The organism is Sinosporangium siamense (genome assembly GCF_016863435.1).
Lineage (GTDB): Bacteria > Actinomycetota > Actinomycetes > Streptosporangiales > Streptosporangiaceae > Sinosporangium > Sinosporangium siamense.
In genome coordinates, this window is record NZ_BOOW01000054.1 from 48,697 (window position 1) to 61,082 (window position 12,386).

Here is a 12,386-nt window from a genome sequence, read left to right on the forward strand (position 1 = left end):
TCAGTACCCCGCCATCTCGGTTAGTTTGACGGCCACTTCCTCGCTTCTGGCGATGGCCGCGCGCTCCAGCACCTTGGAGATGCTCGGGGACGCCTCACCGCCGGTCACCCGCTCCACCGGGTGGTCCAGCCAGTCGAAGAAACGGCGGTTGATCTCGTCGGCCAGCCAGCCCCCGTAGGAGGTGCCGGCGGGCCCCTGTTCGGCGATGAGCGCCATGTTCGTCTTCTTGATGCTCGCGCCGATGGTGTCCCAGTCGATGCTCGCCCGGTCGAGCCAGCGCAGGTCGATGACCTCGGCGTCGACGTCGCCCAGGGAGTCGATCGCCTCAAGGACGTGGTTGGCCATGGCCAGGTAGGAGATCACGGTGAGCTTCGATCCGCTGCGCCGTACCGCGGCCTTGCCGACCGGGAGACAGTAGTCCAGGTCTCCGACCGGCCCCTGCCCGACCGAGGTGTACAGGTCCACGTGTTCGAGCACGACCACGGGGTCCTTGCAGCGCAGGGCGCTGTTCATCAGGCCGACGTAGTCGAACGGCGTGGACGGCGCGACGATCCGCCAGCCGGGGGCGGTCGCGAAGATGCCCGCGGGGTCCATGGAGTGCTGTGAGCCATAGCCGGTGCCCATCGCGACCTTGCTGCGCAGCACGAACGGCACCTCGCCGTCGCCGCCGAACATGTGCCTCGCCTTGCCGATCTGATTGAAGAGCTGGTCGGCGGCGACCCACATGAAGTCGGCGTACATGAACTCGACCACGGGCAGGAAGCGGCCGTCGAGCGCGATGCCGCCGCCGAGCCCGGTGAAGGCGTTCTCGCTGATCGGGGTCGCGAGGATCCGGCCGGGGAACCTCTCGGGGAGTCCCCGGGTGGCGCCGTTGGTGCCACCGTTGAGACGGTGCACGTCCTCCCCCATCACGACGATGGTGTCGTCGGACTCCATCCGGCGGGTCATCACCGCGGCGACCGCTTCGATGAACTTCTGCTCGGCCAGCGTGCCGGAGAAGGTCTCGAGGTCCTCGAACCGGGCGCCGGCGAACTCGCTGAGGTCGCCGCGCACCCCGACGTCGGCGAAGGCCGGGTCGGGCCATTCCTGCGGCCTGATCCGCCGTTGTCCCGGCTTGCCGCCGGGCAACGGTTCGAGAAGCTCCTCACCCAGGCCCGCCATGAGCTTCGCGGTGCGGCCGATCGCCGCCTCGATCTGGTCCTCGGTGAGGATGCCCCGGCGGGTGAGGTGGGCCGAGACCCTTCTGATCGGGTCCCGGTCGCGCCAGGCCTTCTCCTCCTCCTTGGTGCGGTAGCCGAAGGCGCTGCCGGGGAAGGGACCGTTCTGGTGGAAGTAGCGGTAGACGTCGGCCTCGATCAGCGCGGGCCCTCCGCCTGAGCGCATGTGGGCGAGGGCCTGCCGCATCGTGAGGTGGACGGCCAGCGGGTCCATGCCGTCGACCTTCCAGCTCGGGATCCCGAAGCCCGGTCCTCTGGCGGACAGCCGGGGCTCACCGGTCACCTCCGCCACGTGCGTCGAGACCGCATACAGGTTGTTCTCCACGAAGAAGCACAGCGGCAGGCGCCAGGCAGCCGCCAGGTTGAAGGTCTCAAGCGTGGAGCCGATGTTGATCGCGCCGTCGCCGAAGTACGTCACGGCCACCGCGTCGGTTCCGGCCTGCCGGTGCGCCCACGCGGATCCCGCGGCGAGCGGGACGCCACCGCCGACGATGGCGTTCGTGCCGATGGCTCCGGCCTCCTTCCACTGCAGGTGCATGGAGCCGCCCCGGCCGTGGCTGAAGCCCCGGTCGAGGCCGCATATCTCGGCCAGGCCGCGGAGCAGTACGGCACGAGCCTCGTCGGGCAGGTCCAGGGTGGGGTCGATCCCCCCGGGGGCGACGTGCGCGAGCACCTTGGCCAGGAACTGGTGGTGTCCCCGGTGTGAGCCGTTGACGGTGTCGGCCGAGGTGAGGGCGAGGACCGAGCCGACGGCGCCGCCCTCCTGCCCGATGCTGGAGTGCGCCGGGCCGTGGATCAGCCCGTCGCGCGCGAGCTCCAGGACATATTCCTCGAAGGCCCGGATGAGGACGAGGTGGCTGAGCATGTTCGTCAGCAGCGCCGGATCTGCGGCGTCCCAGTCGGCGTCGGTGGCCACTACCTCCACCCACGGAGCCGCAGGTTCGAGCCGGTTCTCCTGGGTCATGTCATCTCCATACAATCGTTTGCCGAACTGCGGTGCCGCGTCTCGCGGTCGAAGGCCTTGCCCCCGGGATAGGACACGAGCTCGAAGTGCATGCCCCAGGGGGCGAGGAAGTAGATCCAGCGCTGTCCCTCGCTGGGCCCTGCACTGGTGGTCGGGCCGCTCAGGACCGCGACCCCCCGCTCGCGCAGGTAGGTGATCGCGGCGTCCAGGTCCTCGACGTACAGGGCGACGTGGTGGCCGCCGACGTCGCTGTTCCTCGGCGCGGCACGCTCCTGGCCGGGGGCGGTGTACTGAAAGACCTCGAAGATGGCCTGGTCGCCGCAGCGGAAGAAGTGCAGCCGCTCCATGACGGCGCGCGGGTGGACGTTGAGGTGCTCGGACATCCAGTCGCCGCCGTCGTCGCGGAACGGGCCCAGCGAGTACATGTACTCGCAGCCGAGCACCTCGACGAGGAAGTGACGGGCCTGTTCGAGATCGGGGACCGTGAAGCCGATGTGGTCCACGCGGGTCAGCCCGGGGAGCCCTGCCTTCATCCTTGTTCTCCTCTGTCCTGGATGGATCCACCGGCTGCCGGGTCGAGTGGCTCTCCACGAGGTGTTCGGCCCTTTGCCGGCCCGCCCGCCTGAGGACGGGCAGGCCGGGGTCACGACGCCGGGCGGTGGGTCACCACTGGACCGCGACGTACTGTTCCTCCATGTAGTCGAGCAGCCCCTCGTGGCCGCCCTCGCGGCCGAGGCCGCTCTGCTTCACCCCTCCGAACGGCGCCGCCGGATCGCTGACCAGGCCCCGGTTGAGCGCGACCATGCCCGACTCGATCTGCTCGCTCACACGCAGCCCCCGAGCCAGGTCGCCGGTGTAGACGTAGGCGGCGAGCCCGTACTCGGTGGCGTTGGCGAGCCGGATCGCCTCGGCCTCGTCGTCGAACGCGACGATGGGGGCCACCGGGCCGAAGATCTCCTCGTTCAGGATGGCCGCGCCCGGATGGACGTCCGCCAGCACGGTCGGGGTGTAGTAGAAGCCCGCCCGGTCCGGCCTGCCACCCCCGGTGAGCACGGTCGCGCCCTCGGCGACGGCGCCGCGCACCAGTTCGTCGACCTTGTCGGCCGCCTCCCGGTTGACCAGCGGCCCGACCTCGGTGTCCTCGGCCTCGGGGGGACCGACCACCAGCGCCGCCATCCGCTCCGCCAGCCGCCTGCCGAACTCGGCGGCGACCGGCGACTCGACGTAGAACCGGTTGGCGGCGGTGCACGCCTCCCCCGCGTTGCGCATCTTCGCCACCATAGCGCCGTCGACCGCCGCGTCGAGGTCGGCGTCGGCGAACACGATGAACGGCGCGTTCCCGCCGAGCTCCATCGAGGTGTTGATCACCTGGTCCGCGGCCTCGCGCAGCAGCGCGCGGCCGACCTCGGTCGATCCGGTGAACGACAGCTTGCGCACCCGGGGATCGTGCAGCATCGCCGAGACCACCGCGCCGGAGCGGCGGCTGGGCAGGACGCTTACCACCCCGTCGGGCACGCCCGCGGCCTCAAGGATCTGTGCGATGGCCAGCGCGGTGAGCGGCGTGTCGCTGGCCGGCTTGAGGATCACGGTGCAGCCCGCCGCGAGCGCCGGGCCGATCTTCCTGGTGGCCATCGCGGCGGGGAAGTTCCACGGGGTGACCAGCACGCAGATGCCGACCGGCTTGCGCTGCACCAGGATCCGGTTCGTGCCTCCGGGGGCCGTGGTCACGGTGCCGGCCCCTCGTACGGCCTCCTCGGAGTACCAGCGGAAGAACTCCGCGGCGTAGGCCACCTCGCCCAGCGCGTCCGCCCGGGACTTGCCGTTCTCCAGCGAGATCAGCCAGGCGAGGTCGGCCGCGCGCTCGACCATCAGCTCGAACGCCGTGCGCAGGATCTCCGCCCGCTGCCGGGGTGGCGTCGCCGCCCACGAGGCCGCCGCGCGTTCCGCCGCGTCGACGGCGGCGATCGCATCTTCTACGCCGCCGTCCGCCACCGAGGCGATCACCTCGCCGGTCGAGGGGTCCACCACGGGGAAGCGGGCGCCGCCTGCGGCCGGGACCGCCTTGCCGCCGAGGTAGAGGTCGGTGAGCAGGTCGCGGCCGGCTGTCAGGGTGTTGTTGTCCGCCATGGCTTCCTCCTTTCTTTCACGGTGCGGAGCGGGCTCAGTAGGGATTGGCGACGACGAGGTCACGGGCGGGGAAAAGGGTGAGCACGCGAGGGCCGTCCTCGGTGACGACGACCTCCTCCTCGATCCGGGCGGCGGAGAAGCCGTCGGAGGCGGGGCAGTAGGTCTCCAGCGCGAACACCATGCCGGCCTGCAGCTCGACCGGTTCCCGCATGCTGTTGAGCCGCGAGATGATCGGCCGTTCGTGCAGGCCGAGCCCGAGGCCGTGGCCGAACTGGAGGCCGAAGGCGGCCAGCTCGTTCTCGAAGCCGAACTCGGTGGCCGCCGGCCACACGGCGGCCACGTCGGCGGTGCTCGCGCCCACCTTGACGGCGTCGATCGAGGCGTCCATCCACTCCCGGGCCCGGGTGTAGGCGTCGCGCTGGGACGGCGTCGCGCTGCCCACGCCGAACGTCCGGTAGTAGCAGGTCCTGTAGCCGTTGAAGGAGTGAATGATGTCGAAGAACGCCTGGTCGCCCGGCCTGATCAACCGGTCGGAGAAGTTGTGCGGGTGCGGGTTGCACCGCTCGCCGCTGACGGCGTTGATCGCCTCGACCTGGTCGGAGCCCATCTCGTACAGGCGTTTGCTCGCGAGCGCGACGATCTCGTTCTCCCTGATCCCCGGCTTGAGCGCCTCCAGGATGTCCTGGTAGACGCCGTCGACCATCGCCGCCGCCTGGGTGAGCAGCATGATCTCGTCGTTCGACTTGATCTGCCTGGCGTCGAGCATGGCCTGCTGGGCGTCCACCACCGTCAGCCCCTGGCGCTGCATCTCGAAGAGGAACGGCGGTTCGACGACGTCCACGCCCACGGGGGCGTCCGCGACCCCCGTGTCCTCAAGCAGGCCCTTGATCTGGCGTACGGCGTCCCGCATGAGGCCGGCGGTGGGGGCGATGGCGCCCCTCAGGCCGAGCATTCCGGCGTGGCAGTTGTCCGGGTCGAGCCATGGGCTGTACAGCCTGTGGTGGCGGGCCGCGGACCCGAAGTCCCACAGCATCGGCTCGCCGCCCCTGGTGAGCAGGGCGTACCTGGTCATCTTGTCGCCGAGTGCGCCGCCGATCCAGGTCTGGGTGGTGTAGCGGATGTTGTAGAAGTCGAACAGCAGGAAGGCCCCGCACTCGCTCGCCTCAAGCGAGGCTTGCGCCCGCTCCAGCCGGTAGCTCCGCAGCCGGTCGAAGTCGACGCGCTGCTCGTAGTCGACCCCCATGTGCCCCGGCGCGGGCAGCGGTGCCCCGCTCATGACCGCGCCGCCTCGTCGGCGGCTCCGAGGCCGTCGTCCACGGACACGTCCTCCGGCTTGAGGGTGATCCCGGAGGCGGCGGCCTGCAGGTCGAGCAGGATCGCGAAGTCCTCCTCCACCCGGCCGCTGCCGACACTGGCCTGGACGAGCTGCGCGGTGGCCGCGGTGACCGGCATGGGCACGTCGAGCTTGCGGGCCGCGGCGAGCCCGAGGTCGAAGTCCTTGCGGAGCAGGATCGGGGTGAAGGTCGGCGTGTAGTCGAGGTTGACGAACGCGGGCGACTTGTAGCGGGTGAAGACCGAGCCCATGACGCTGTCGTTCAGGAAGGACAGGAAGGCGTTGCGGGAGACCCCGCCCTTCTCGGCCAGCACGGTGATCTCGGCCATCGTCTGGGTAACGACGCCGAGCATCAGGTTGTGCGCGATCTTCACCAGCCGCGCGATGTCGCCCTCGCCGACGTAGGTGACCGACGCGCCGATGTGCCCGAGCAGGTGCGCGACCTTGGCATATGTCTCCTCCGGGCCTGAGACCACGATGCTGAGCGCACCGGCCCGGACGACCTTGCCGTTGCCGCTGACGGGCGCGGCGAGGAAGTCGACGCCGCGTTCCGCGCACTGCCGCCGCAGCGCCTCGGAGGCGTCGGTGGAGACCGTCGAGCAGTCGACGACGACGGCGGGGCACCGCTCGCCGGCGAGCAGGCCGCCCTCGCCCAGGAGCACGCGCTCCAGGTCCTCGGAGGTGGAAACCATCGTGAACACCACGTCCCGGTCGCGCAGACCGGCGATGGTCTCGCTCACGGTGGCGCCGAACTTCTTGAGCGGCGCGGCCTTGGCGGCCGTGCGGTTCCACACGGCCAGGTCCACCCCCGCCTTCGCCAGGCGCTCGGCCATCGCTGCGCCCATGCGGCCGGCGCCGATCCAGCCGACTCTGGGAGCTGCTCCGGTAGTCGTCTCGGTCATCGTCGTTCCATTCTATGCAATCGTTTGCCAACTAATACGTGAAAAGAATGCTGTTCTTCGCCGGTGGTCACCCGGCGAGCGGGACCCACTCCCGGATGCCGCCGCGCGCGACCCTGACCAGCCCGTATTCGGTCATCTTGAGCCCGGGGATGCTCGCCGCCAGGCAGGCGAACCCGGCGCTCGGCACCAGGCCGGGCAGCGGCGAGCCGAGCTCGTCCCTGATGGCCTCCGCGACGCTCCGGGAGCTCGCGAGCGTCTGGGCAAGGGGCGCGTGCGAGACGATGCCGAAGGTCGGCAACGCCACCTCGGCCCGGACCTCGCCGTCACGGACCACCACGATCCCGCCCTTCAGCTCGGCGCAGCGGTTGGCCGCGAGCGCCATGTCCTCGTCGTCCACCCCCACCACCATGAGGTTCATGACCCCGGCGTTGATCGTCGCCGCGACCGCGCCTCGCCGTACGCCCAGCCCGCCGATCAGCGCCGTCGCGAGACGGCCCGACGCCTCGTGCCGGTCCACGACGGCGATCTTGGCGATGTCCCGGTCCTCGTCCGCCACCGGCCCGCCGTCGCGGACCGGCAGGTCGAGCAACTGCTCCGCCGTACGGAGCGACCCGGGGGTTATCCCGATCACCCTGAGGGCCTGAGTTCCGTCCGCCACCGGCAGCCGGAAGTCGTCCCCTGTGAGGGTGCGGCCCACCCGCACCATGTCGTTCCACTCGGCCGGATAGTCCTCAACCCTGCTGGGCAGCAGGTACCTGCCGTTCTCCGCGCACAGCCGGCCACGGCTGAGCGTGCGCACGACCCGGAAAGAGGCCAGGTCCTCGACCAGCGCGAGCGAGGCCAGACGGCCGGGCAGCACCGCGCCGTAGTCCCGCTCCAGGCCCATGGACCGGGCCGCGTTCAGCGTCACCATGCGGACGGCGTCCACCGGCGCGACCCCGTTGCGGACCAGCATGCGCAGCTTGTGGTCCTGGTGCCCGAGCTCGGCGAGGCTGTGCAGCTCCTGCTCGTCACTGCACGCGCTGAACATCGAGGGGTCGGCGCCGAACTCGGTGATGGCGGGCAGGACGTTGAGCAGGTCCTGGGTCGAGGAGCCCTCACGCAGCTGGACGACCACGCCGAGCCGTACACGCTCAAGTGCCTCTTCAACCGTGGTGACCTCGTGGTCGGAGGCCACGCCCTGCGCCACCGCGGCCTGTACGGCAGGACCGGACAGCCCCTCCATGTGCCCGCCGATCACCCGGCCGCGCTGGATCGCCTCGGCCCACACCCCGGCCAGCCCGGGGACAGGCAACCGGCTCGCGTCGTCGTTCCACTCACGCAGCTCGACGCACTGCTCGTGCTCGACCAGCGCCCGCAGGTCCTCGATCGAGAACCGGTTCAGGCAGCCGAACTCGCCGAACCCGAGCGCGCCGGCGAAGAAGGGCGAGAGCAGGGCGTCCAGGCCCGTGCCAGCTCCCCTTTCCAGCTGCGCCTCCACCGCGCGGTGGCCCGCGATGTAGGCGGACTCAGAGAAGCAGCTGCTCAGCGCGACCGTTCCCATGGGCACGAGCAGCTCGGCCAGCCGCTCGACGGTCACCTGCGAGAAGCCCACGTGGAAGTGCGGGTCGATGAACCCCGGCAGCACGAACACGCCCGTGGCGTCGATGCGCTCCGTGCCGTCGCCGACGCAGTGCCCGACGTCGCCGACCGCCGCGATCCTGGCTCCGGCGACCGCCACGTCGCCCCGGTAGATGCACCCGGTCAGGACGTCGACGACGCGGCCGCCGGTGATGACGAGATCGGCGGGCTCGCGGCCCGCGGCCACGTCGGCGGCGTGCCGCCGCCCGGCGGGCGAGCTCTCCGTTGCAGAGGAATCCATCGTGTTCACCTGCTTCTCGTTACGCGGTCGTCTGTCGCGGATGCCGGCGGCTTCGCTCACACTCATGCGCTCGCGGCCCTCCTGAACAGGCGCCCGCCCCTGAAGCCGCAGAACAGCGCCGCGGCGACCAGCGTCAGGATGCCGAGCAGCCAGTGCCGCCAGGCCTCGTTCAGGTCCAGGAACGCGCTCACGTTGATCGTCACCTCGATCAGCACCGCGCCCAGGGCCGCGCTGAGGAAGGAGCCCCGGCCGCCGTAGATGCTGGCTCCGGCCAGGATGACCGCGGTGATGCTGCTGAAGGTGTACGTCAGCCCAGCGGTCGCGTCGCCGATGCCGTTCTGGCCCATCAGCACGATCGCGCCGAGGGCGGCGAACACCGAGCAGGCGCCATACCCGAGGATGTGCGTCAGCGTGACCTTCGCGGCCAGCCGGTGCGCCGCGGGCTCGTCGGAGCCCACCGCGCGCAACTGCAACCCCCAGCGTGTGCGGCGCAGCACCCATTCGGCGGCCACCGCGACGACGACCGCGGCGACGAACACCCACGGCACGAACCCGATCGTGGCGTGCAGCCCGGTGATGACGCTGTCGTGGATGAAGCCACCGGGAAGGGGACGGAGCAGCAGCGACACGCCCTGCAGCACGATGAAGGCGACCAGCGTGGCGACCACCGGCGACATCCCGGCCAGCCGGATCATCGACCCGTTGAGCACGCCCACGAGCGCGGCGAGCACGACCATGGCGGCGATCGCGGTGACCGTGCCGGCGACGCTGCCCGAGGTGGCCAGGAACGACGCGACGACGACCAGGAAGCCCGTCAACGGTCCGATCGACAGGTCGATCCCGCCCAGGACGACGGCGATCATCTGCCCCAGGGAGACGAAGATGAGCGCGCTCATCGTGTAGAGCAGGCCTTCGAAGTTCTGCGGGGTCAGCAACTGGTCGTTCCCCGCCGCGCCGAAGGCGACGAGCAGCAGGGCCGCGACCGCGAGCACGATGCCCGGGGCGTGGTCACCGCTCATCAGCCTCTTCGCCCACGGCACGGACGGCGACCGCCGCGAGGCGGGCGGGCCGGTCTCCGGCTCCGCCGCGGCGCCGACCGGCTTGCCGTACGGCGTCGCGGCGGCGCTGGACGGCGAGCCTTTCAGGATCGCCCCGGTGATCGCCTCCTCCGTCACCTCGGAGCCCTCCAGCTCGGCGCACACCCGCCCCCTCGAGAAGATCACCACCCGGTCGCAGAGGCCCTGCAGCTCGTGGGTGTCGGAGGAGACGACGAGCACGGCGTTGCCTTCGTCCGCCAGCCCGCGCAGGATCCGGTAGATCTCCAGGCGCGTCCCGACGTCCACGCCCTGGGTCGGCTCCTCCGCGATGAGCAGCCGCGGCCGGGCGAGCAGCGAGCGGGCCAGGACGACCTTCTGCTGGTTGCCGCCGGAGAGCGTGCCCGCGGGGGTCTCCAGCGACGGGGTCTTCACCGCGAGCGCGCCGACCTGCGCCGCCGTCACCGACCGCTCTTGGCTCCGCCGTACGAAACCTGCCTTCGCCCGGTCGGCGAGCGTGAGCACGGCGGCGTTCTCCCGCACCGACAGGGACTTGAAGAGCCCTTCGCGCGGCCGGTCGCCGGGAACATACACGATTCCGGCGTCGAGGGCGCGCCGGGGCGTGGCAGGCCGGACGGGCGCCCCCTGGATCCGGACCTCGCCGTCGAGGCGCTGCAACCCCGCGACGGCGCGGGCGAGGTCGTGGTGCCCGTTGCCCGGCATGCCGGCGAGACCGACCACCTCTCCCGGACGGATGCGCAGGTCGATGTCGTGGAACCGGGGCCCGGAGACCGCGCGCAGGTCAAGGACCGGCGCCGCGCCTGGATCCGCACCGTCGCCGGTCGCCTTGCCGGGAAAGGTGGAGTCGATGGGACGGCCCACGATGAGGCGCAGCACGTCCTCCTCGGTCACGTCGGCCATGTTGAAGGTTCCGCGCGTCTCCCCGTCGCGGAGCACGGTGATCCGGTCGGCGATGCGCCGCACCTCGGGGAGGCGGTGTGAGATGTAGACGACGGCGGTGCCGGTGGCGGCGAAGCGGCGCACCTGCTCGAACAGCCGCTCCACGTCCTCGGCGACGAGGGCCTCGGTCGGCTCGTCGAGGATGAGCACGCGCGGCTCCATGGCCAGCGCCTTGGCGATCTCGACGAGCTGGCGGTCGGCGACCGAGAGGCCGGAGATCCGTTCGTGCAGGCCCACGTCCGCGCCGACGAGGTCCAGCCGCTCCCGCGCCCACGTCGCCGCCCGGCTCATCGGCGGCCGCCAGGCGGGCAGCATCGCGAACACCAGGTTCTCCATCACCGTCAGGTCGGGCAGCAGGGCGGGCTGCTGGTAGACGACGGCCAGGCCGAGTTCCTGCGCGGCCGACGGCGACGGATGCCGCATGACCTGGTGACAGATCTCCACGGTGCCGGTGTCGGCGAGCAGCGACCCCGCGGCGATGGCCATCAGCGTCGACTTGCCCGCGCCGTTCTCCCCGACGATCGCGTGCACCTCGCCGGGGAGGACCTCGAGCTCGGCGGAGCGCAGGGCCACGACCCCGGGGTAGCGTTTCGTCACTCCGGTCAGGCGCAGTACGGGGCCGTTCACGGGACCGTCGCTTGTCATGTCATCCTCCGCTGGTGAACAACTGGGCGAGCTTGTCCGCGGGGAGTTGCGCGGACAGCGTGGCGTCCGGGGGCAGGCTCGGCTCGCACTTCGGCGCCAGATCGCTGCCCGCCGTCGAATCCTCCGTGAACGGGACCTCGATGACGGACGGCTCGTCGTTCGGCTTGCCGTTGGCCGCGGCCACGCCCTTGCGCAACGCGAGCCGGATGATCCACGTGTAGGAGGAGATCGTGCTCAGCTCGAAGTTCTCGTTCTTCGGCTTGTGCTCCTTGTACAGGCAGGCCAGCTCGTTGATGTCGCCCGCGCTCCACGGCACGAGCGGACGGCCGGCGTTCACGAACGCCCGGATCGCTCCCGCGGAGACCAGGCCCGAGTCGGCGATGACGCCGTCGATCTTCGCGTGCTTCGACAGCAGACCGGACATCACCTTCTGCGCCTGGGCCTGGTCCCAGTTCGTGTCGGTGGGACCGTCGCCGAGCAGCCTCATCCCCGGATGCCGGGCCAGCACCTGCTTGATGCCCTCGGCCTCACTCAGGCTCGCCGGGTTGCCCGGCGTGCCGCCGAGGAAGACGATGTCGCCTTTCCCGTCGAGCCGCTTGACCATCCATTCGGCCCACGCCCGGCCCATCGCCACGCCGTCGAAGGTCGGCGCGTCCACGTAGTCCACGCCGGGCGTGCCGCCCATGGTCCCCACGGCCCACGGCACGACCGCCACTCCGCGCTGCATGGCCCGGCGAAGGGTCGGCAGCAGCGCGTCGCCCGCGTCCGGCAGGGTGACGATCACATCGACGCCCTTGGCCACGGCCGCGTTGATCTCCGAGATCATCTTGGAGGGGTCGCCCTGCGCGTTGTGGTAGGTGACCTTGGTGATGTTGGGACACTTGGCTGCCTCGTCCAGCAGCTCGGCGTGGGCGACCTTGCGCCAGGAGTTCTGCGCGCCGTCGATGTGCGCCACGGTGATGGGCTTGTCGCCGCACACCTCCGCCATGGTCTTCAGCTCGGCCACGGTGCCGCGCTCGCCTGCCCTGACCTTGCCGACAGTGCCTGAGCCGCCGCCGTTCGTGCCGCCGGAGCCGTTCGTGCCGCAGGCGCTCAGCGTGAGCACCATGGCGGCCGCCGCGCATCCCAGCGCCCTGGTCTTTAAGGGGACGCGCCGTGTGGAAGTTCCGTTCATCTATCTGCCCTCCTGGGAGTCGTTGGGCCCCTGGACGGCCTTCTCACGTCGCCGGGCGCCCCGTCTCGCCGGGGCCGAGCGCCGGCGGACTCGGTAGAGGATCACGCCGAGCGCGATGATCAGGCCCTGGATCAGGTACTGCACCGCCGTCCCGGCTCCCAGGGACAGG

Annotated in this window: 9 protein-coding genes; all 9 read right to left on the bottom strand. The window is 70.9% G+C overall.

Annotation, left to right across the window (positions count from 1 at the left end; translation table 11 throughout):
* The 9 genes from Ssi02_RS35725 to Ssi02_RS35765 all read right to left on the bottom strand — a co-directional run bounded on the left by Ssi02_RS35725 (window position 1) and on the right by Ssi02_RS35765 (window position 12,361).
* Window positions 1-2,181, bottom strand: a complete 2,181-nt coding sequence (locus tag Ssi02_RS35725; protein ID WP_204032429.1) for an alpha-ketoacid dehydrogenase subunit alpha/beta — start codon at window positions 2,179-2,181, stop codon at window positions 1-3.
* Window positions 2,178-2,714 (bottom strand): VOC family protein, encoded by a 537-nt coding sequence (locus Ssi02_RS35730; RefSeq protein WP_204032432.1) that lies wholly within the window; start codon window positions 2,712-2,714, stop codon window positions 2,178-2,180. Before Ssi02_RS35730 ends, Ssi02_RS35725 begins: the two co-directional genes overlap by 4 nt.
* A gap of 130 nt (window positions 2,715-2,844) precedes the next feature.
* Window positions 2,845-4,308 (bottom strand): NAD-dependent succinate-semialdehyde dehydrogenase, encoded by a 1,464-nt coding sequence (locus Ssi02_RS35735; protein ID WP_204032434.1) that lies wholly within the window; start codon window positions 4,306-4,308, stop codon window positions 2,845-2,847.
* 34 nt (window positions 4,309-4,342) lie between these two features.
* Window positions 4,343-5,584, bottom strand: a complete 1,242-nt coding sequence (locus Ssi02_RS35740; protein ID WP_204032436.1) for a M24 family metallopeptidase — start codon at window positions 5,582-5,584, stop codon at window positions 4,343-4,345.
* Window positions 5,581-6,543, bottom strand: coding sequence for an NAD(P)-dependent oxidoreductase (locus Ssi02_RS35745; RefSeq protein WP_204032439.1), 963 nt, complete (start codon window positions 6,541-6,543; stop codon window positions 5,581-5,583). The genes Ssi02_RS35740 and Ssi02_RS35745 overlap by 4 nt, the downstream gene beginning before the upstream one ends.
* A gap of 67 nt (window positions 6,544-6,610) precedes the next feature.
* The gene (locus Ssi02_RS35750) at window positions 6,611-8,404 is read right to left on the bottom strand and encodes an adenine deaminase C-terminal domain-containing protein (RefSeq protein WP_204032441.1); all 1,794 of its coding nucleotides are present in this window, start codon (window positions 8,402-8,404) and stop codon (window positions 6,611-6,613) included.
* Window positions 8,405-8,466: 62 nt separating this feature from the next.
* On the bottom strand, window positions 8,467-11,043 hold the full coding sequence (locus Ssi02_RS35755) for an ATP-binding cassette domain-containing protein (RefSeq protein WP_204032443.1): 2,577 nt from the start codon (window positions 11,041-11,043) through the stop codon (window positions 8,467-8,469).
* A gap of 1 nt (window position 11,044) precedes the next feature.
* Complete coding sequence (locus Ssi02_RS35760) at window positions 11,045-12,217, bottom strand: substrate-binding domain-containing protein (RefSeq protein WP_204032446.1); 1,173 nt, start codon at window positions 12,215-12,217, stop codon at window positions 11,045-11,047.
* A complete protein-coding gene (locus Ssi02_RS35765) occupies window positions 12,218-12,361 on the bottom strand; it encodes a hypothetical protein (protein ID WP_204032448.1) in 144 nt (47 codons plus the stop codon).
* Window positions 12,362-12,386: the final 25 nt, after the last annotated feature.

Excerpts from the sequence above, each read along its gene's own strand:
- Ssi02_RS35750 (WP_204032441.1), bottom strand. The coding sequence starts at position 8,404 with ATGGATTCCTCTGCAACGGAGAGCTCGCCCGCCGGGCGGCGGCACGCC.
- Ssi02_RS35745 (WP_204032439.1), bottom strand. The coding sequence starts at position 6,543 with ATGACCGAGACGACTACCGGAGCAGCTCCCAGAGTCGGCTGGATCGGC.
- Ssi02_RS35730 (WP_204032432.1), bottom strand. The coding sequence starts at position 2,714 with ATGAAGGCAGGGCTCCCCGGGCTGACCCGCGTGGACCACATCGGCTTC.
- Ssi02_RS35725 (WP_204032429.1), bottom strand. The coding sequence starts at position 2,181 with ATGACCCAGGAGAACCGGCTCGAACCTGCGGCTCCGTGGGTGGAGGTA.
- Ssi02_RS35760 (WP_204032446.1), bottom strand. The coding sequence starts at position 12,217 with ATGAACGGAACTTCCACACGGCGCGTCCCCTTAAAGACCAGGGCGCTG.
- Ssi02_RS35735 (WP_204032434.1), bottom strand. The coding sequence starts at position 4,308 with ATGGCGGACAACAACACCCTGACAGCCGGCCGCGACCTGCTCACCGAC.
- Ssi02_RS35755 (WP_204032443.1), bottom strand. The coding sequence starts at position 11,043 with ATGACAAGCGACGGTCCCGTGAACGGCCCCGTACTGCGCCTGACCGGA.
- Ssi02_RS35740 (WP_204032436.1), bottom strand. The coding sequence starts at position 5,584 with ATGAGCGGGGCACCGCTGCCCGCGCCGGGGCACATGGGGGTCGACTAC.